At 55.8% G+C, this 18,531-nt stretch carries 20 protein-coding genes; 16 read left to right on the top strand and 4 right to left on the bottom strand.

Going from position 1 to position 18,531, the window contains the following annotated elements; translation table 11 throughout:
• The first annotated feature begins 2 nt into the window (after positions 1–2).
• Positions 3–512: a phosphatidylglycerophosphatase A gene (locus Q9245_RS14745; RefSeq protein ID WP_305897987.1), complete on the top strand. Its 510-nt coding sequence runs from the start codon at positions 3–5 to the stop codon at positions 510–512.
• 34 nt (positions 513–546) lie between these two features.
• Here the strand turns inward: Q9245_RS14745 and Q9245_RS14740 are convergent, their stop codons facing one another.
• Positions 547–747 carry a DUF6316 family protein gene (locus Q9245_RS14740; protein WP_199007920.1) on the bottom strand — a complete coding sequence of 67 codons (201 nt, stop codon included), beginning with the start codon at positions 745–747 and terminating at the stop codon, positions 547–549.
• 113 nt (positions 748–860) lie between these two features.
• Between Q9245_RS14740 and Q9245_RS14735 the strand changes: the two genes are divergently transcribed.
• Positions 861–1,502, top strand: coding sequence for a DUF2057 family protein (locus tag Q9245_RS14735; RefSeq protein WP_305897899.1), 642 nt, complete (start codon positions 861–863; stop codon positions 1,500–1,502).
• 34 nt (positions 1,503–1,536) lie between these two features.
• Here Q9245_RS14735 and Q9245_RS14730 read toward each other — a convergent pair whose 3' ends face one another.
• Positions 1,537–3,063 (bottom strand): wax ester/triacylglycerol synthase family O-acyltransferase, encoded by a 1,527-nt coding sequence (locus Q9245_RS14730; RefSeq protein ID WP_305897898.1) that lies wholly within the window; start codon positions 3,061–3,063, stop codon positions 1,537–1,539.
• 127 nt (positions 3,064–3,190) lie between these two features.
• Positions 3,191–4,159 (bottom strand): polyprenyl synthetase family protein, encoded by a 969-nt coding sequence (locus tag Q9245_RS14725; protein ID WP_305897897.1) that lies wholly within the window; start codon positions 4,157–4,159, stop codon positions 3,191–3,193.
• 241 nt (positions 4,160–4,400) lie between these two features.
• Here Q9245_RS14725 and rplU point away from each other — a divergent pair, with 241 nt between their 5' ends.
• The 4 genes from rplU to proB all read left to right on the top strand — a co-directional run bounded on the left by rplU (position 4,401) and on the right by proB (position 7,502).
• Entirely contained in the window at positions 4,401–4,712 is a 312-nt protein-coding gene (rplU, locus tag Q9245_RS14720) for a 50S ribosomal protein L21 (RefSeq protein WP_114335893.1), read from the top strand.
• A gap of 35 nt (positions 4,713–4,747) precedes the next feature.
• Positions 4,748–5,008, top strand: coding sequence for a 50S ribosomal protein L27 (gene rpmA, locus Q9245_RS14715; RefSeq protein WP_305897896.1), 261 nt, complete (start codon positions 4,748–4,750; stop codon positions 5,006–5,008).
• A gap of 135 nt (positions 5,009–5,143) precedes the next feature.
• Positions 5,144–6,346, top strand: a complete 1,203-nt coding sequence (gene cgtA / locus Q9245_RS14710) for an Obg family GTPase CgtA (RefSeq protein WP_305897895.1) — start codon at positions 5,144–5,146, stop codon at positions 6,344–6,346.
• A 31-nt stretch (positions 6,347–6,377) separates the two neighbouring features.
• Positions 6,378–7,502, top strand: a complete 1,125-nt coding sequence (proB, locus tag Q9245_RS14705; protein WP_305897894.1) for a glutamate 5-kinase — start codon at positions 6,378–6,380, stop codon at positions 7,500–7,502.
• A 71-nt stretch (positions 7,503–7,573) separates the two neighbouring features.
• Here the strand turns inward: proB and rpsT are convergent, their stop codons facing one another.
• The gene (gene rpsT, locus Q9245_RS14700) at positions 7,574–7,843 is read right to left on the bottom strand and encodes a 30S ribosomal protein S20 (protein WP_305897893.1); all 270 of its coding nucleotides are present in this window, start codon (positions 7,841–7,843) and stop codon (positions 7,574–7,576) included.
• A gap of 265 nt (positions 7,844–8,108) precedes the next feature.
• On the opposite strand from rpsT, the gene murJ reads away from it, so the two are divergent.
• The 10 genes from murJ (at position 8,109) to Q9245_RS14650 (ending at position 18,524) form a co-directional block, all read left to right on the top strand.
• On the top strand, positions 8,109–9,698 hold the full coding sequence (murJ, locus tag Q9245_RS14695) for a murein biosynthesis integral membrane protein MurJ (protein WP_305897892.1): 1,590 nt from the start codon (positions 8,109–8,111) through the stop codon (positions 9,696–9,698).
• 118 nt (positions 9,699–9,816) lie between these two features.
• On the top strand, positions 9,817–10,785 hold the full coding sequence (gene ribF / locus Q9245_RS14690; protein ID WP_305897891.1) for a bifunctional riboflavin kinase/FAD synthetase: 969 nt from the start codon (positions 9,817–9,819) through the stop codon (positions 10,783–10,785).
• A 34-nt stretch (positions 10,786–10,819) separates the two neighbouring features.
• Positions 10,820–13,639 carry an isoleucine--tRNA ligase gene (gene ileS / locus Q9245_RS14685; protein ID WP_305897890.1) on the top strand — a complete coding sequence of 940 codons (2,820 nt, stop codon included), beginning with the start codon at positions 10,820–10,822 and terminating at the stop codon, positions 13,637–13,639.
• Positions 13,639–14,163 carry a signal peptidase II gene (lspA, locus tag Q9245_RS14680; RefSeq protein ID WP_305897889.1) on the top strand — a complete coding sequence of 175 codons (525 nt, stop codon included), beginning with the start codon at positions 13,639–13,641 and terminating at the stop codon, positions 14,161–14,163. Before ileS ends, lspA begins: the two co-directional genes overlap by 1 nt.
• 4 nt (positions 14,164–14,167) lie before the next feature.
• Complete coding sequence (fkpB, locus tag Q9245_RS14675; protein ID WP_305897888.1) at positions 14,168–14,620, top strand: FKBP-type peptidyl-prolyl cis-trans isomerase; 453 nt, start codon at positions 14,168–14,170, stop codon at positions 14,618–14,620.
• A gap of 11 nt (positions 14,621–14,631) precedes the next feature.
• Positions 14,632–15,585 (top strand): 4-hydroxy-3-methylbut-2-enyl diphosphate reductase, encoded by a 954-nt coding sequence (gene ispH / locus Q9245_RS14670; protein ID WP_305897887.1) that lies wholly within the window; start codon positions 14,632–14,634, stop codon positions 15,583–15,585.
• Between the two features lie 179 nt (positions 15,586–15,764).
• On the top strand, positions 15,765–16,325 hold the full coding sequence (locus tag Q9245_RS14665; RefSeq protein WP_305897886.1) for a GspH/FimT family pseudopilin: 561 nt from the start codon (positions 15,765–15,767) through the stop codon (positions 16,323–16,325).
• Between the two features lie 41 nt (positions 16,326–16,366).
• Positions 16,367–16,867, top strand: coding sequence for a type IV pilus modification protein PilV (gene pilV, locus Q9245_RS14660; protein WP_305897885.1), 501 nt, complete (start codon positions 16,367–16,369; stop codon positions 16,865–16,867).
• A complete protein-coding gene (locus Q9245_RS14655; protein WP_305897884.1) occupies positions 16,864–17,892 on the top strand; it encodes a PilW family protein in 1,029 nt (342 codons plus the stop codon). The genes pilV and Q9245_RS14655 overlap by 4 nt, the downstream gene beginning before the upstream one ends.
• A gap of 17 nt (positions 17,893–17,909) precedes the next feature.
• Positions 17,910–18,524: a PilX N-terminal domain-containing pilus assembly protein gene (locus tag Q9245_RS14650; protein ID WP_305897883.1), complete on the top strand. Its 615-nt coding sequence runs from the start codon at positions 17,910–17,912 to the stop codon at positions 18,522–18,524.
• The last annotated feature ends 7 nt before the right edge of the window (positions 18,525–18,531 follow it).

Below are 18,531 nucleotides of genomic sequence, written 5' to 3'. Positions count from 1 at the left end.
TGATGCAAGAGCCAGACAACGTGAAAGCCATTCTGCCTCCGGGTTTTCTGCGCAATCCGGTGCATTTGCTGGCTTTCGGGTTTGGCAGTGGTGCCGCGCCCAAGGCGCCGGGCACCTGGGGAAGCCTCGCCGCCATTCCGGTGTGGTACAGCTTTGCATGGTTGCCGCCGATGGCGTACTGGTTGATTGTCTTGGCGGCATTTCTTATCGGTATCTGGCTGTGCGGCAAAACCGCCGACGATTTGAAGGTCCACGACCATGGCGGCATCGTTTGGGACGAGTTCGTGGGCATGTGGATTGCCCTGGGCTTGTTTCCGGATCAGGTTTACGGTGTGTTGATGGCGTTCATGCTGTTCCGGCTGTTTGACGTGTTGAAGCCATGGCCGATCAGCTGGTTGGATGCCCGTATGCCCGGTGGGCTGGGTATTATGTTTGATGATGTGGTGGCCGGGTTTATGGCGCTCGGGTGCCTTGCTGCAATTGACTATTGGATAATGCCGTTCATGGTGTGAAGGGCATGGTATAAAAGCGGGGCAGGGTGCGTTCTTAGTGGAGTTGTTCTTCGGGCAGTAGTTTAACGACGTGTAGAAAGCGTTTCAGGCCGATCTCGGCTCGTTCTTTTGAGGCAAAGGGGCCGCTGTCGAAGCCTTCGCGGGTGGTGAAATACCATTTGCTACCGACACAAAAAAAGCGACTGCTACGAAACGGAGGGGGTGCCTTTTCGCCGGCCCGCTGTTGAGTATCCATAATTCCTCCTTTTGCTATCTTGGGGTTCGAGCACAGAAGTGTTTGGCGTATCCTGTTTAGCATTAGCTCAAATGCGGCCGAATTCAAACTTTTTCTCAAAAAAGGATGTGTAAATGAGTATGTGTCACGTTGGTGGTTTTTTCAAATTAGCCCTGGGTGTTTTGAGTTTGTTGGTGGCTGGGTGCGCTTCGTCCTTAACCAGAATCGATACCTGGGAAGGTGATATCCCGGCCGCAACCGAACCTGCTGTTTTGAAAGCACCCGGAACCATTCAGGTGACAGAGGTCAATGGCAGAGCCATGACCAATTTCCTGATGGACGATCTGGCATTGGATTATGGCTTGCTTCCGGGTAGCAACGAGGTGGTGTTTACCTATAAGACCATTTGGGCGAAGTCTGGGGTTGTGGACGATGGCGAGTCAAAAGTTCATGTGATTGAAACCAAGCCGCAGGTGGTACGTTTCGACGCCGAGCCGGGCATGACCTATCAATTCTCGGTTGAAAAACCCGCTACCCGCGCTGAAGCAGAAGCGTTGAGCAATGATTTTTCCGCAACCATTGTGACGACTGGCGGAGCGTCGGTGGCTGAAGCCTCTGTCTGGAAAGGGCCGGCCGAGAATCGCACGCCGGTGTTTGGCGGCGGTGAGGGTAACTACGGTGCGGGCTCGGGCACGACGCTTGAGAAGATGAAGCGGTTGTGGGGCGAGGCAACGGACGAGGAGAAGAAAACGTTCCTTCGCTGGGCTTTCGAGTAACGCCGTTCTCCTGTAACAGCGCTAGCCGAAGCGGCTAGCGCTTGAAACGTAGAGGGCGTTTTTTTAACAAGCCTTCAAGGTAGCCAAGAATTTCATCAGACAGGTTTTTGGGATGGCTGCCCATCAGGTCGTCAATGACCGCTTCTCCGGCGGCTTCCGCCCGCATTTCAATCGCCGAAAGACTGTCGTGCACCAGGTTTTCCAGACTCTCGCCGTCGCCGACGACATCCGGGCACAGGGTGAAGTTGAGCGTCACCATCCCCTCATAGCTGACGGCAACAATGACGAGCCCCATGCTGTCAAACAGGGGGGCGCTGTTGTATTGCTGAACCAGCTTGGCGCCTTGCAGGTACATCGGCACTTGCGGGCCGGGTACGTTGGTAATCGGAAGGTTGAACAGGGGTTGGTAGCTCTGCGCAACCCGAAGCTCCGAATAAAGGCGAGCGGACAACGCCAGCAATGTGGACGGCAACAGTTCCGTCAGACGGTCGGCGGCTATGGCTTCCCGGTAAGGTTCGGTTTCAACGGCGTTGCGATGAATTTGGCGAATCCTGAGTGCCGGGTCGGCCTCGTTGGTGGCGAGGTTTAGTAGCATTGCAGACATTTGATTGCCGGTGGCGTGCCGCAGACTGCTGGATCTCACGGAGATCGGGGTCATTGCCACCAGAGGTTTGCGGGTTTTCGCGCCTTGGGTAATCAGGTATCTGTTCAGGGCTTCCGCACAGATGCCAAGCACCACATCGTTCAGTGTGACGTCGCCTAGCTGGGCTTTAATGGTTTTTAGTCGGGCCAGTTCTACGCTGGCCGAGACAATCTTCCGATTGCCGGTGATCTGCCGGTTAAATGGGCAGTGAGGAGCGTTAAACAGCGAGGCTGGCAATGGCAGCTTGTGGATCTGCTTGTGGATGAGTCCGCGGGCTGCGGCTTCGGCGGTGTTATAAGCCAACGAGGCGAACTGCATCGGGGCCTTCAGCATATTCGCGCCAGCCTGGAGGAAAACGCGTTCTTCTGATGGTTCCGAGCGAGGTTGCCAGGGGCGCGGCGGATTAATGGCACTGGCTACCGGCGAATACTCCAGCAGCTTGCCCATGATTTCCTCGCCGCTAAACGCATCGATTGAGGCGTGGTGTAGCTTAACAATCAGTGCGAAGCCGTCTTTGTCACCTTCCGGAGTGTCCAGCTTGAAACCGTCTACAAAGGTAATCTGCCAAAGCGGACGATCCCGTTTAAGGGGTTCTTCCAGAATCTTTGCGGCCAGAGCTTTGATGCAGGTTTGCTTGCCGCGGTCGCCCAGTGAAACGTAAGCCAGATGGCGCTCGATACTGAAGTCGGCATCGTCCACCCAGTAGGGGCGGCCGAGCCTCAGCGGAATCTCTTTGAGTTTCTGGCGAAACAGCGGTGCAACGTGCAGGCGGCTGCAGATGTATTTGATAAACGTGGCGTATGAGACGGGAGCTTCCAGCTCGCTGGCGTCAAAAAGGTAAACGCCTCCGATGTGCATCGGGGTGGTTTCTGATTCGAGGTACAGAAACGAGGCGTCCAGTTCCGACAGCTGGTGCATGCAGAGGGTTCCCTATAGCGAATATGTGACCGGGCAGCGGCAGTATAGCGCAGAACACTAGGCGCCTTGGTTGGCCAGAAGGCCTTGCGTCATGATGCTTTGCGGCCAGTATTCGGCTCTGTATAGGTCAGCTTACCCGAGCGACGGCCGCTTCCGTCAGCCTCTCCAGTGCGTCGCGATAAGCGGATTCCGGCAAGCAAGTTAGTAGGTTGCGTGCGGTTTCGGCCTCTTCTCGCGCTTTGCTCATGGTGTATTCGATGGCGCCGGATGCTTTCACAATGTCCAGAACTTTGGGGAGATCGTCCAGGCCGCCTTTGCGAATAGCCTGGCGAATCAGTTTGCGTTCGTCATCGCCGCTGTTCTTCATGGCATAGATGAGCGGCAGTGTGGTTTTGCCTTCGGCTAGGTCGTCGCCCACGTTTTTACCCATGGCTTCGGCATCGCCCTGATAGTCCAGCACGTCATCCACCAGCTGGAACGCCAGTCCCAGATGCTTACCGTAGTCTTTCAGAGCGTTTTCTTGTTCTGCATTCGCGCCTGCGAGCAGAGCGCCGGTGTGGGATGAGGCTTCGAACAGCATGGCGGTTTTGTTGTGAATCACCACCCGATACTGTTCTTCCGTGAGGTCCGGGTTTTTCACGTTCATCAGCTGCATCACTTCGCCTTCGGCAATCACTGCGGTGGCGTGCGACAGAACGTTCATAATAGGAAGGCTCTGCAGCTCCACCATCATTTCGAAAGCGCGGGCATAAAGGAAATCACCTACCAGCACACTTGGCGCGTTGCCCCATTTTGCGTTGGCGGTGCTGCGGCCCCTGCGCATGTCGGAAGTGTCGACCACGTCATCGTGCAAAAGCGTGGCGGTGTGCAGGAATTCGATCACGGCAGCCAGCTTGAGATGGTCGTCTTTGGTGTAGCCCGCGGCTTGGCTTGCGAGCAAAACCAGTAAGGGTCTCAAGCGCTTACCGCCGCTTTCGATAATGTATTGGGCGATTTTCTCGACCATCGGGACATCCGAGGCAAGCCGCTGGATGATCAGATCGTTCACGCGGCTGAAGTCTTCCGCTACCGTGTCGTGGATGCGCTGGGCTGTCATGGGGCTGATAAGTCCCTTACTGGTATGTTCGTTGAGTTTTCGGGCAGGACGCGGCAATGCTAGGTATTGCTGCCTGGAGTGTCAACTTGAGTCGCATACTCCCTTGTATTGGGCGCCGGCTTTTCGTACAATCACGCGCCCAACTCATCCCAACCTGCGCTCCCTGCAATAGGGTTGCCAAAGCGCTTCCCTTAGAACCAGGCGGATAAGAGCAGGGATGGGTCAATCGCGGAGACAGAAAATGTACGCAGTTATTGTTAGCGGTGGCAAACAGCACCGTGTAAAAGAAGGCGAAACACTGAAGCTGGAAAAGCTCGAAGTTGAAACCGGCGGCTCTGTTGAGTTTGATCGTGTTCTGCTGGTAGCCAATGGCGACGACGTTAAAGTCGGTGCTCCAGTTGTTGATGGTGCTAAAGTGACTGCGGAAGTGGTTAGCCACGGTCGTCACGACAAGATCAACATCATCAAGTTCCGTCGTCGTAAGCATTCCATGAAGCGTCAGGGCCACCGTCAGTGGTTTACTGAAGTTAAGATCACGGGCATTCAGGGCTAAGCTCTGAACATACCCCTTAAAGAAGGAGGCTGGTAATGGCTCATAAAAAGGCAGCAGGTAGTACCCGTAACGGTCGCGATTCCGAGTCGAAACGACTTGGTGTCAAGCGCTACGGCGGCGAGACTGTAACTGCAGGTAGCATCATCGTTCGTCAGCGCGGCACTCGTTTCCACGCTGGCAACAACGTAGGCCTTGGCAAGGACCACACCCTTTTCGCGAAAGCGGAAGGTCAGGTGAAGTTCGAAGTTAAAGGCCCGCAGAACCGCAAGTTCGTGAGCATCGTTCCAGCTGCGTAAGCAGCGGCGATCCGGTTCTGTCGAACCTTGGATTTCCTGATATGCTGATTTGATCAGTCCTCAGGTGAATCCGGAGCCCCGCAAAGCTTCCATGAGGCTGCGGGGCTTTTTAGTTTATGCAAAGGCATTTGACGTATGAAATTTGTAGACGAAGCCACCATCATTGTTGAAGCGGGAAAAGGCGGCCACGGCTGTTTGAGTTTCCGGCGTGAAAAATACGTACCCAAGGGTGGTCCCGACGGCGGTGACGGCGGGGATGGCGGTTCCGTCTATCTGGTAGCGGACGGTAATCTGAATACCCTGATCGACTATCGCTTTCAGCGCAAACACAAGGCGCAGAATGGTCAGCCAGGTTCGGGTCGAAACTGTACCGGTATCAAAGGTGATGATCTTGAGCTGCCAGTGCCCGTTGGTACCACGGTTGTGGATATGGACACCCATGAGGTTTTGGGTGATCTGACCAAAGAGGGGCAGCGGCTTAAAGTGGCTCAGGGCGGCTTTCATGGTCTTGGGAATACCCGCTTCAAGTCATCGATTAATCGGGCGCCGCGCCAGACCAGTAAAGGGTCTGATGGCGAGGCTCGAAACTTGCGCCTGGAGCTGAAAGTTCTGGCCGATGTGGGTCTGCTTGGCATGCCCAATGCCGGTAAATCCACGTTTATCCGTTCTGTGTCTGCGGCGCAGCCTAAAGTGGCGGACTATCCGTTTACCACGCTGGTTCCTAATTTGGGTGTGGTCAGTGTGCAGGCTCACCAGAGCTTCGTGATCGCAGACATTCCGGGCTTGATTGAAGGTGCCGCCGAAGGTGCTGGTTTGGGAATTCGCTTCCTGAAGCATTTGGTGCGAACCCGGTTATTGTTGCACCTGGTGGATGTGGCGCCTTACGACGGGTCTTCACCTGTAGAAGCCGTCAAAGCGATTGCGCACGAATTGGAGAAATTCAGCGAAACGCTGGCAAATCGTCCGCGCTGGCTGGTGCTCAACAAGGTCGATATGGTGCCTGAGGAAGATCGTGAGGCTCATTGTCAGGCCATTGTCGATGAACTCGGTTGGGAAGGTCCTGTTTTCGTGGTGTCGGCGCTTTCCGGTGAAGGCACGAAGCCTTTGGTTCAGGCGGTGATGCGCTGGATCGAAGAGCAGGCGGAAGAAGAGGCGGAGAATCCTGAAATTGCCGAGCAGGAAGCCGCACGTCGTCGTCAAATGGATGACGAGGCGCGAGCCAAGATTGAAGCGGACCGTAACGCCCGCCGGGCGTCCCGTGAAGCCGGCGACGATGACGACGAAGACGATTTTGACGACGACGATGATGACGTCGAAGTGGTTTACGCTCCCGAATAATCTGCAACCCTAAAGAGATATTGCTGCTGTCATGAGTGAACGCATCCAGCTAAAGAAAGCCCGTCGATTGGTGGTGAAGATTGGCAGTGCTTTGTTGACCGATGACGGTAAAGGGCTGGATGTTGCTGCGCTGGGCCATTGGGTTGATCAGATTGCCGGTTTGATACGCAGTGGCGTTGAAGTGGTGGTGGTGTCTTCGGGCTCGGTGGCGGAAGGTATGAGTCGGCTGGGCTGGGCTGCGCGGCCTCAGCATTTGCACGAGCTTCAGGCGGCAGCGGCAGTGGGTCAAATGGGGTTGGTGCAAACCTGGGAAGCCCAGTTCAAGCGCCATGGTATTCACACCGCGCAAATTCTTCTGACTCACGACGACCTGTCCGATCGTAAGCGTTATCTGAACGGTCGCAGTACGCTGCGCACGCTTCTGGATTACGGCGTGGTGCCGATCGTAAACGAGAACGACACCGTGGTCACTGATGAGATCCGTTTTGGTGACAACGACACGCTCGGTGCGCTGGTCGCGAATCTGGTTGAGGCGGATGGCCTGATTATTCTGACCGACCAGTTGGGTTTGTTCACCAAAGATCCGCGTAAGCACGAAGATGCCGAGCTGGTAACCGAGCGTAAGGCGGAAGATCCCGAGTTGGATGCGATGGCGGGCGGTGGTGCCGGAGCGTTGGGGCGAGGCGGCATGCTGACCAAGTTGCGGGCGTCCAGATTGGCGGCGCGTTCAGGGGCCTTTACAGTCATTGTGGGTGGTCGTATTGAGAATGCGATTGAGCGCTTACGAAACGGTGACGTTATTGGCACGCTGTTGTTGCCTGAACAGGGCAGGCTGGCGGCGCGGAAGCAGTGGATCGCCAGTCATTTGCAGACTCGCGGCACCTTGGCTCTGGATGACGGAGCGGTGAAGGTGTTGCGCCAGGGTGGGCGCAGCTTGCTGCCTGTCGGGGTAAAAGCGGTAAGTGGAAAGTTTCGTCGCGGTGAAATGGTTATGTGTGTCGATTTGGCCGGGCGTGAAATTGCCCGAGGGTTGGTCAATTACGACGCTGATGAGGCGGGCGTGATTGCCGGCCATTCCAGTGATCGCATTACCGAGTTGCTGGGGTATGTGTCCGATGAGGAAATGATTCACCGGGATAACCTGGTGATTGTTTGACACCGCGTGGCTATCGTAAATTTCAGGTACAAAAAAACCGGCTCGTAAGCCGGTTTTTTTATGAGCGCAAATCAGGCAGTTTTCAGAGCCTTGATTTTTGCGTTCACGCGGCTCTTATGACGAGCAACTTTGTTCTTGGCGAAGATGCCTTTGTTAACCATGCTGTCCAGAACAGGCTGGGCTTCTTTCATGGCTGCTTGGGCTTCGTCGTAGTTGCCGGCCTTGATCTTGGCATCGACCTTTTTCATGTAGGTGCGTGCCATGGAACGCAGGCTGGCGTTGTGCTTGCGGTTTTTCTCGTTTTGACGAGCGCGCTTTTTGGCTTGCGGGGAATTTGCCACCGTAAAACTCCTGAATTCGTTGCTATAAAAACGGAATATGTTTAGATCGCGGGCGCGCCATAACGAGCGCGTCGATATAAATGACGCGGAACTATGCCGCCGTAAGCTTGAAATGTCAAGGTTGTCGGAGCAGTAATCCCCGCGTGCTGCAGGCCTGTGATACACTCGCGCATCGCTGCACGGGGCATACTGCGGCGCCTAGGCCCGCCCTGTGGAATACCGAAACGCCGCTCAGGCTTGAACTCTGAATTTGGATTCTCGCAACATGTCCTCGGAACCGCAACCAACACAAGCGCCGTCCCCCGTCAAAGAGCCGCCCAAACCGCCCGGATTGCTGCGTTCGTCTGGCGTGGTCGGGGTGATGACCATGTTGTCTCGGGTTCTGGGGCTGGTGCGGGATATGGTGATCGCCCGCTACTTTGGTGCCGGCACCGCCGCGGACGCCTTTTTTGTTGCCTTTAAGATCCCGAATTTTCTGCGTCGTTTATTTGCTGAAGGGGCTTTCTCTCAGGCCTTTGTGCCGGTGTTGTCTTCCTTCCGGCAACAGGGTGATGTTTCCGAGGTGAAGCGCCTCGTTGATGCGGTGGCGGGCTCGCTTGGCTTGGTGCTGTTGGCGGTGACGCTGGTAGCTATGTTGGGAGCGCCGGTTTTGACCGCTGTGTTTGCCCCCGGGTTTCTTGAGGACGACGTGAAGTTTGCGCTGGCCAGCGACATGCTTCGAATCACCTTTCCTTATCTTCTGCTGATCTCGCTCACCGCGTTCGCGGGCGGCATTCTCAACAGCTACGACCGTTTCGCTGTGCCGGCATTTACACCGGTACTGCTCAATCTCGCGATGATTGCGGCGGCCATTTTCCTTACGCCCCTGATGAGCGAACCGGTCATGGCGCTCGCTTGGGGGGTATTTATTGCCGGAGCGCTGCAGTTGTTCTTCCAGTTGCCGTTTCTGATGCGGCTTGGCTTGATGCCGCGGCCGCGGGTGGACTACCGCCATGAAGGTGTGAGCCGTATTCTGAAGCTGATGATGCCGGCGTTGTTTGGGGTGTCGGTGAGTCAGATCAACTTGTTGCTGGATACTGTGCTGGCTTCGTTCCTGCAAACCGGCAGTGTGTCTTGGTTGTACTATTCCGATCGCTTGTCTGAATTGCCGCTTGGAGTGTTCGGCATTGCAATTGCAACGGTGATTTTGCCGAGCCTTTCCCGCAAGCATGCGGCGGAATCAAAAGATCAATTTGCCGCCACCTTGGATTGGGCGGTCAGGGCGGTATTGCTAATTGGCGTGCCCGCGGCGCTGGCGTTGGCGCTGTTGGCGGAGCCTTTGATTGCAACGCTGTTTCATTACGGCGAAGTGACCGATCGTGATGTGGCTATGTCAGCCCAAAGCTTGCGAGCGTACTCTGCCGGGTTGTTGGCGTTTATGTTGATCAAAGTCCTGGCGCCGGGCTTTTTTGCCCGACAGGACACCAAAACCCCGGTCAAAATTGGCATTATCGCGATGGTCGCCAACATGGCGTTTAATCTGGCATTGATTGTACCTCTGGCTCATGCCGGCCTGGCTTTGGCCACCTCGATGTCGGCGTGGCTGAACGGCTATCTTTTGTGGCGTGGCTTGCGCAAAGAGGGTGTTTGGAAGAGTCAGTCGGGTTGGCCTAAGTTTCTGATTCAATTGGCCGTGGCAAACAGTGCGTTGGCCGCTGTGGTGCTATGGCTGAATGCGCCAGTGGCCGATTGGCTCGGCTCGGGCGGGCTTGAAAGAACCGCCGATATGGCGGTGATCGTGGCGGCGGGTGTAGCGGCTTATTTCGCGACTTTGGTGCTGTGCGGCGTGCGCCTTCGCCAATTCCGGCAGAAGTAAGCGCCTTCACGATTTTTACCACACTCGCGACTGGGGTATAATCGCGCGTTTTCTCACCAGTGCATGTTCCGTAGGTGTGTGCACCCAAAGCCAGCTGGCAAGTAAAGGTTCGCAGTAGATGCGTCTGATCCGAGGCCTCACCAATCTTAAGCGTTTATCCGCGGCAGCAGGCTCGCCGCTCGCGGGTGGCTGTGTCGCAACCATCGGCAACTTCGATGGCGTACATCTGGGCCACAAAACGATTATTGAGCAAGTGCGGCAGAAAGCGCTCGAGTTGGGCGTACCCTCGGTGGTGATGTTTTTTGAGCCTCAGCCCCGGGAGTTTTTTCAGGGCAGCGAAGCGCCCCCTCGCCTGATGCCGTTCCGACAGAAGTTCGAAGCGTTATTGGCTGAAGGCATCGATATCGTGTTGTGTATTCGTTTCGACAACACCTTCCGCAGCTTCTCAGCCATGGATTTTATCGAAAACGTGCTGATCCACGGCTTGGCCGTGCGCCATTTGGTGGTGGGGGATGATTTCCGATTCGGCTGTGATCGGGCCGGCGATTTTCGTTTACTGGAACAAGTAGGGCGGGAGCACGGTTTTACCGTCGAGAATACCCGTACCGTGACGGTTGATGGAGAGCGTGTCAGCAGTACCCGGGTTCGCAAGGTTCTGAACGTGAACGGTCTTGAGGAAGCGGAGCGCTTGTTGGGGCATTCTTACCGGATTCATGGCCGGGTGGTGTACGGCCGACAGCTTGGCCGACAGCTTGGCGCTCCCACGGCGAACATCTTGCTGAACCGTATGCCTGCTCTGCGCGGTGTCTATGTGGTTCGTGCCCGCCTTGAGACGGGTGAGTGGCAAGACGGCATTGCAAACATCGGCCTTCGCCCAACGGTGGACGGCAAGCGGCCAGCACTGGAAGTGCACCTGTTCAACTTTGCTGGCACACTCTATGGCCAGCATATGAGTGTTGTGTTCCGCCATGGCCTGCGGGACGAAGTGAAATTCGATTCTGTTGATGAATTGCGGCAACAGATCGCCCGGGATTTCGAGCAAGCCCGGGCCTGGCTGGCGGATAACCCCGCCGAGCCCATTAACTGATTTAACTGACCAACCAAAGAGTGCGCACACAAACATGAGCGACTACAAGCATACCCTGAATCTGCCGGAAACCGCCTTTCCGATGCGCGGTAACCTGGCCAAGCGTGAGCCGGATATGCTCAAACGCTGGCAGGATCTCGATGTCTACGGCAACCTGCGTAAACAGCGCGAAGGCCGGGAAAAATTCATCCTGCACGATGGCCCTCCTTATGCGAACGGCAGCATTCACATCGGGCATGCGGTCAACAAAATTCTGAAGGACATGATCGTTAAGTCCCGCAGCTTCATGGGATACGATGCACCCTACGTGCCGGGCTGGGACTGCCATGGTCTGCCCATCGAGCACAAGGTCGAGCAGGAAATCGGCAAAGCCGGCGTGAAAGTCGACTACAAAACCTTCCGCCAGGCTTGTCGTGATTACGCCGCCAAACAGATTGATGGCCAGAAAGCCGACTTCATCCGTTTGGGTGTGATGGGTGAGTGGGATAAGCCCTATCTGACCATGGACCCGAAAGTAGAAGCGGGTATCGTGCGTGCCCTCGGCAAGATCGTCGCCAAAGGTCATCTGGTTCGTGGTTTCAAACCGGTTTACTGGAGTGTGGTTGGTCAGTCCGCACTGGCAGAAGCCGAGGTGGAATACCAAGACAAAACCTCTACCCAGATTGACGTGCGCTTTACCGCGGTTGATCAGGCGGCTGTGCTCAAACTGTTTGGAACCGACGAAGGTGAAGGTGATGTTTCCGTGGTTATCTGGACCACCACGCCTTGGACCATTCCGGCCAACCAAGCGGTTTCTCTGGGCGCTGACCTGGAATACGCCTTGGTGCAGGTGGATACCGGCAACGGCCCGGAGCGGATGATTCTGGCGACCGACATGGTTGCAGGCGTCATGGCTCGTTGGGGTGTGGAAGAATTCCGCGTGCTGGCTAACGTCAGCGGCTCCGTGCTTGAGAATCAACTGCTGCATCACCCGATCTACGACAAGCAGGTGCCTTTGATTCTGGGCGATCACGTGTCACTGGATGCCGGTACCGGTGCAGTTCATACCGCGCCAGACCACGGTATGGAAGACTTTGAAGTGGGTAAGGCCTACGGCATTGAAACCATCAATCTGGTCAAAGCCGACGGAACCTACACCGACGCCGCGGGCGAATTCGCCGGCATTCACGTCTACAAAGCCGATGAGCCGGTCAGCTCTGCACTGGAGCGTGAAGGCAAATTGGTGCGTGCCGAGAAGTTCCGCCACAGCTACCCGCATTGCTGGCGCACCAAAACTCCGTTGATCTACCGTGCAACGCCACAATGGTTCATCAGCATGGACAAGCTCAACCTGCGCGACGATGCACTGGAAGCCATCAAAGGTATCCGTTGGGTGCCTAGCTGGGGTCAGAACCGCATTGAAGCCATGTTCCAGCAGAGCCCGGACTGGTGTATCTCCCGTCAGCGCACTTGGGGCGTTCCGATTACCTTGTTCATTCACAAGGAAACTCAGGACCTGCACCCAAACACCCAAGAACTGATCGAAAAAGTCGCGCAAGCGGTTGAATCCGGCGGTATCGACGCTTGGTATGACATCGATCAAAACGAATTGCTGGGTGACGACGCCGACCAGTACGACAAGGTGCTCGATACCTTGGACGTTTGGTTTGATTCCGGTGTGACCCACGAATCTGTACTGCGCGCACGGGAAGAACTGGGGCAGTTCCCGGCAGACTTGTATCTGGAAGGCTCTGACCAGCACCGCGGTTGGTTCCAGTCGTCATTGAAAACGTCCATCGCCATGAACGGCGTAGCGCCCTACAAGCAGGTGCTGACCCACGGCTTCACGGTGGATGCCAAAGGTTACAAAATGTCCAAATCCATGGGCAATGTGATCGCGCCGCAGGAAGTGATGAACGAGCTGGGTGCCGACATCCTGCGCTTATGGGTGTCTGCCACCGATTACAGCGGTGAGATGTCGGTATCCAAGGATATCCTGCGCCAGACCGCAGACGGCTATCGCCGCATCCGGAACACCGCTCGCTTCCTGCTCAGCAACCTGAGCGGTTTTGATCCGGAGCAGCACATGGTGGCTCCGGAAAACATGATCGCCCTCGACCGTTGGATGGTGGATCGCGCCCTACAGCTGCAAAACGAGTTGCAAGAAGACTACGAAAACTACGCCTTCCTGCGCATCTACCAGAAGGTGTACAGCTTCTGTGAAGCGACGTTGGGTGGTTTCTATCTGGATATCATCAAAGATCGCCAGTACACCACGCAGGCAGACAGCATTGCACGCCGTTCGTGCCAGACTGCGCTTTACCATGTGGCGGAAGCGCTGGTGCGTTGGATCGCTCCGATCCTCAGCTTTACTGCTGACGAGATCTGGCAGCACCTGCCCGGCAAGCGTGGTGAGACCGTGTTCTATGAAACCTGGTACGAAGGCCTGACCGCACTGCCGGAAGATGCAGAGCTGGGCCGTGACTACTGGCGTGAAATTTTCAGCGTGAAAGAAGCTGTGAATAAATGCCTTGAAGACGTTCGTGCCCGTGGTGATATCAAAGGCTCCTTGAGTGCTGAAGTCACCTTGTACTGCGAAGGCAGTCTGGCCGAACGCCTGAACTTCCTGGGTGAAGAGCTGCGATTCGTTCTGATCACTTCTGAAGCGACGGTTAAGCCTGTCAGCGAAGCTAACGGTGCGGAGCAGACCAGCCTTGAAGGTTTGCTGGTAAAAGTGGCTCCGGCCACTCACGCCAAGTGTGAGCGCTGCTGGCACCACCGCGAAGATGTTGGCCAGAACGAGAAGTACACGGACCTGTGTGGCCGCTGTGTCAGCAACGTGGAAGGCTCGGGCGAAACCCGCGCCTACGCCTGATGGAAAGCGTTATGGTGGATGAGCGCGAAGGCAGCAAGCTGAAGTGGTTATGGCTGGCCGTGCTGGTGATCGCGGTGGATTTGGGTACCAAGTACCTGGCCACCGCCATGCTCACCTACGGCAACCCGGTACCGGTGATGCCCAGTTTCAACCTGACCTTGCTGCACAACACGGGCGCGGCCTTCAGCTTTCTGGCGGACGCCGCTGGATGGCAGCGTTGGTTTTTCGTCACCTTGGCCTTGGTGGTCAGCGTGGTTCTGACCGGCTGGCTGAAAAAACTTAAAGCCAACGAAACCTGGACCGCCATTGCCATTGTGCTAATCCTTGGGGGAGCCATCGGCAACGTTTATGACCGCGTGGTTCACGGGTACGTGGTCGACTTCCTGCACTTTTACTGGCAGGACTGGCATTTTCCGGCCTTCAATCTGGCTGACACCGCCATCACCATCGGTGCGGCTATGATGGTGCTCGACGTATTTCGTAAACCCGCTGAAGACAGCGGGGATGCCGACAGGAGTAATTGATCCGATGAACGACTTGCCAATCGATAAAGGCACCCGGGTAACTCTGCATTTCGCTCTCAAGTTTCAGGACGGCGAAACCGTGGACAGCACGTTCGGAAAAAAGCCGGCGACGCTGGAAATCGGCGATGAAAACCTGCCGGAGAATTTCGAAGCCTACCTGATGGGCCTCAAAGCTGGCGACCACAAAACCTTCGAAGTGCCACCGGAAAAAGCGTTCGGCCAGCACAACCCGACCAACCTGCAAACCTTCAAGCGCCACGAATTCAGTGCTGATATGGTCTTGGAGAAGGGTGTGGTGATTTCCTTCGCCGATGCCCGCCAGCAGGAATTGCCCGGCGTAATCAGCCGGGTGGAAGGTGATGAGGTGGAAGTCGACTTCAACCATCCGCTGGCAGGGCGTACACTGAGCTTTGAAGTACAGATCATCGATGTGGAGCCCGCCGGGCAAACACACTGAAGGGCAAAGATATGCAAATCCGATTAGCTAACCCCCGTGGCTTCTGCGCCGGTGTAGACCGTGCCATAGAAATCGTAAACCGCGCGCTCGACGTCTTCGGTGCGCCCATCTACGTGCGCCACGAAGTCGTCCACAACAAGTTTGTGGTTGATAACCTGCGCAATCGGGGCGCTGTGTTTGTTGACGAATTGCACGAAGTGCCTGATGACACCTTGGTGATCTTCAGCGCTCACGGCGTATCCCAGGCCGTGCAAAACGAAGCCGCTCGCCGTGGCTTGAAGGTTTTCGACGCCACCTGCCCGCTGGTGACTAAAGTGCACATGGAAGTCATGCGCAACAGCCGCGACGGTCGTGAATGCATCTTGATTGGCCACCACGGCCACCCGGAAGTTGAAGGTACCATGGGCCAGTACGACCACAGCAACGGCGGCAACATCTACTTGGTTGAAGACGAAGGCGATGTTGAAAAGCTGGAAGTGAAAGACCCCGAACGCCTGGCCTACGTGACTCAAACCACGCTTTCCATGGACGACACCGCCCGGGTGATCGACGCACTGCGCGCCAAATTCCCGAAAATCGAAGGCCCGCGCAAAGACGATATCTGCTACGCCACCCAGAACCGCCAGGATGCGGTAAAGCAATTGGCCGGCGACTGCGACCTGATGCTGGTAGTGGGCTCCCCGAACAGTTCCAACTCCAACCGTCTGCGCGAGCTGGCGGAACGGATGGGAACCCCCGCCTACCTGATTGACGAAGCTGCGCAAATCGATAAGCAGTGGCTGGAAGGCAAGAAAGCGGTGGGTGTGACGGCCGGGGCTTCGGCGCCTGAAGTGCTGGTGGCGGATGTGATTAACCGCTTGAAGGAACTGGGCGGGGAAGAGCCGCAGGAGATTGCCGGGCGGGAGGAGAATATTGTGTTTTCTATGCCTAAGGAGTTACGGATTGATGCGGTGAATGTTCAATAGCGAGCATTGACGACCAAGGGCACAAGAGCAGTCCAGACAACAAAAAAGCGTGATTTCGATCACGCTTTTTTGTTGTCTGGATACCGCTCACGCCTGGTTTCTCACCGTTTGTCGTTTCGCGGTAGGTGTTCTTTACAGAGTTTCGTAAGCTGAAATTGAGATAATAAGAGGTTTGCTTTATGCGTGTCCGGAGCGACAGCGGTTTTACGTTGGTAGAGTTGATGATTACTTTGGCGGTGGCGGTAATACTGATAACCGTCGCCATTCCGAGTTTTCGGGATACGCTTGCGCGTAACGAGTTGGTGACGGCGACGAATGCGTGGGTTGGAGCGATCAGTTCAGCCCGTGCAGAAGCCGTTAAACGCAACCAGTCGGTGGCGTTGTGCGGGGAGGATAACGCACCGACGAGCGGGATCGGCTCTGGTTGCACCGCTGCACTCGCCGGTGAAGTGCGGTATTTGCCGCGAGATGGTGGTGCTGCTGAAGCCCTCCATTCTGCGTTAGCTGATTCGATCGACCAGCCCTTGGTCGTTGTTGCTTCCACAACCGTGCGTTTCCGGGGGGACGGAATGGGCTACCTGGGAGATAACATGATGACCCCGTACAACACAGCCGGTGGAGACCCGTCAGTGGTCGTGTTGTGCAGTTCTGCGCTCACGAGCGATAACGCTCGGCGTGTGGAGTTGATTGCCGGCAGTACGGTGCAGGTCGTCACCGAAACGCGAGCAAATTGTCCATGAACCGATTGATGAACGATGCCCGTCAGAGTGGAGCTATACGCATGGCCAACCTCCAAGTAAAACAACCGTTAACGGTTTTTCCGGGTCGCCAATCAGGAGTTGGCTTGATTGAAGTGTTGATCGCCGTACTGGTGCTGTCGATTGGCTTTCTCGGCATGGCTGCGCTGCAATCAAAGGCTCTCAGCAATAACAACAGTGCGATGGTGCGCAGTATCGGAACGATTGCTAGTTACTCTATTCTGGATGCTATGAGGGTTGATTTAACAGGCGTTCGAGCCGGTGATTACGATAATTTGAAGGTGACGGTGCCTAAGGACTGGGCGGCTCCGGGTGATTGTTCCGGAGCGACGAAGGGCAGCGCACTGGCCCAAGCCAATCAAAATCAGTGGTGTGATGATCTCGGCAGTTTGATGGGGCCGGGAACGCAAGGTGATATCACGGCTAATGGAGGGGGTAATTACACGATTACCATCACCTTTAACGACGAGAGGGCGACTGGCGGTATTGCCGGCCAAACCATGATCACGCGAGCGAAGTTATGATGTCTAGCAAACGATACAGTCAGATTTTGGTTCAGCCACGAGCAGCCGCCGGCTTCACGCTGGTCGAGTTAATGATTGCTCTCGTGCTGGGTCTGCTGGTTATCGCCGGGGTCGGCAGTGTATTTCTGGCTAACCAGAACGCATACCGAAGCAATGTGGCTCTGGGAGAAGTTCAGGAGGGGGCCCGCACTTCTTTTGAGTTCCTCGCTAGAGAGCTTCGGGCTGCAGGCGCTAATCCGTGCGGGACGGGGAGTGTCGCAAGTGTGCTTAAGGCTACTGGTGACCCAATGCTCGACAACAATACGCCCATTCAAGGTTGGGATGATGCAACGACTGTTGCCGTTCTTCCTGCCAATGGTGCTGGTGCACCGGTAGCAGGCGGCGGCGATGCTATTCGCTTGGCCAGCGCCAGAGGGGCCGCGCTGACGCTTGAGGCTTCAACTGGACCTCGGGCCAATGTGAAGCTTCAGGCCCCCACGACCTCGATAAGTTCAGAAGATATTCTGATGCTCTGCGATGTTAATAAGGCCACTATTTTCCAAGTGAGCGATTACAACAGTAGCAATGTCACCGTTGGGCATAATGCGGGAATGGGTTCCCCAGGGAATCAGACTAAATGCTTGAATCATCCAGTGCCGCAAACCCCAAGTGGAGGGAGTTGCAACTCTTTTAGCCCTTCCTCTTATCTTGCCATTCCGACCAACTACATTTGGTATGTAGGGCAAAATGGCGCGGGTGGACGGTCGCTATATCGTTACGGCCGCGGCCAAGGCGTGACATCAGAAGCCTCGGAAATGGTGAGGGGAGTTTCAGGAATGACCATTCGCTACCACGAACAGGGCGGTAACTCCTTTGTTACAGCTGGCGGTGTGGGTAACTGGGAAAATGTGGATGCCGTTCGGCTTGCGATAACGGTCCAGAGTGGGGGAACTCAACCAGGAGCCGCTGCAGGAACGGATAATCAGCCACTTCAGCGGGTTTTTACGTCGACGGTGGCACTTCGTAACCGGCTGAATATTAATTGAAAGTTGAGCGGTCAATCATGATGTCCGAACGAAAAAGCAGAATCGTAGAGGTGTGGAGCCAGCGCCGACAACAAGGAATGGCTCTTGTGGTTTCGCTGGTGTTGCTGATTGCAGTGACTCTTGTCGGTCTCGCCGGAATGCGAGGCACAATACTCCAAGAACGCATGGCGGGTGGTGCCTATGATCGTGAGACGGGCTTCCAGGCGGCTGAGGCGGCGTTAATCATGGGAGCGCGTGATTTCACCAGCAATCGGCAGACATGGGAAGCACTGATAGCAGCCAACTCGGCTTCGCTGGATTGCAGCGATAAAAGCTGTGCCTCTAACCCCAGTGGCCAAATTGCTAATAATTTATGGCAATCAATTCCCAATGGGACTGGCCAAACAGAATTTACTGCTATCGACTCGGCTAGCCCGCCACAGTTCGTCGTGCAACTGTTGGGTAACTGTTCATCCACAGGTGTTGGCACTGGCTATACGGGAACCACGGACCAGAACGAGGGTGGCCCAGGCGGCACACAACTCACCAATCAAGGTACTTGTTACCGCATCACCGCGCGGGCGCTTGACCCCACTGCGGCGATAAACGCTGAACGCGCGCAGGTCGTTCTCCAAGCGACCTACCGGATGTAGGAGATGT

Origin of the sequence: Marinobacter sp. MDS2, assembly GCF_030718085.1 — a bacterium.
Lineage (GTDB): Bacteria > Pseudomonadota > Gammaproteobacteria > Pseudomonadales > Oleiphilaceae > Marinobacter.
This window is presented reverse-complemented; position numbering and strand designations above follow the sequence as displayed.

Coding starts and splice junctions, on each gene's coding strand:
- Q9245_RS14745 (WP_305897987.1), top strand. CDS start 3: ATGCAAGAGCCAGACAACGTGAAAGCCATTCTGCCTCCGGGTTTTCTG.
- Q9245_RS14740 (WP_199007920.1), bottom strand. CDS start 747: ATGGATACTCAACAGCGGGCCGGCGAAAAGGCACCCCCTCCGTTTCGT.
- Q9245_RS14735 (WP_305897899.1), top strand. CDS start 861: ATGAGTATGTGTCACGTTGGTGGTTTTTTCAAATTAGCCCTGGGTGTT.
- Q9245_RS14730 (WP_305897898.1), bottom strand. CDS start 3,063: ATGCACCAGCTGTCGGAACTGGACGCCTCGTTTCTGTACCTCGAATCA.
- Q9245_RS14725 (WP_305897897.1), bottom strand. CDS start 4,159: ATGACAGCCCAGCGCATCCACGACACGGTAGCGGAAGACTTCAGCCGC.
- rplU (WP_114335893.1), top strand. CDS start 4,401: ATGTACGCAGTTATTGTTAGCGGTGGCAAACAGCACCGTGTAAAAGAA.
- rpmA (WP_305897896.1), top strand. CDS start 4,748: ATGGCTCATAAAAAGGCAGCAGGTAGTACCCGTAACGGTCGCGATTCC.
- cgtA (WP_305897895.1), top strand. CDS start 5,144: ATGAAATTTGTAGACGAAGCCACCATCATTGTTGAAGCGGGAAAAGGC.
- proB (WP_305897894.1), top strand. CDS start 6,378: ATGAGTGAACGCATCCAGCTAAAGAAAGCCCGTCGATTGGTGGTGAAG.
- murJ (WP_305897892.1), top strand. CDS start 8,109: ATGTCCTCGGAACCGCAACCAACACAAGCGCCGTCCCCCGTCAAAGAG.
- ribF (WP_305897891.1), top strand. CDS start 9,817: ATGCGTCTGATCCGAGGCCTCACCAATCTTAAGCGTTTATCCGCGGCA.
- ileS (WP_305897890.1), top strand. CDS start 10,820: ATGAGCGACTACAAGCATACCCTGAATCTGCCGGAAACCGCCTTTCCG.
- lspA (WP_305897889.1), top strand. CDS start 13,639: ATGGAAAGCGTTATGGTGGATGAGCGCGAAGGCAGCAAGCTGAAGTGG.
- fkpB (WP_305897888.1), top strand. CDS start 14,168: ATGAACGACTTGCCAATCGATAAAGGCACCCGGGTAACTCTGCATTTC.
- ispH (WP_305897887.1), top strand. CDS start 14,632: ATGCAAATCCGATTAGCTAACCCCCGTGGCTTCTGCGCCGGTGTAGAC.
- Q9245_RS14665 (WP_305897886.1), top strand. CDS start 15,765: ATGCGTGTCCGGAGCGACAGCGGTTTTACGTTGGTAGAGTTGATGATT.
- pilV (WP_305897885.1), top strand. CDS start 16,367: ATGGCCAACCTCCAAGTAAAACAACCGTTAACGGTTTTTCCGGGTCGC.
- Q9245_RS14655 (WP_305897884.1), top strand. CDS start 16,864: ATGATGTCTAGCAAACGATACAGTCAGATTTTGGTTCAGCCACGAGCA.
- Q9245_RS14650 (WP_305897883.1), top strand. CDS start 17,910: ATGATGTCCGAACGAAAAAGCAGAATCGTAGAGGTGTGGAGCCAGCGC.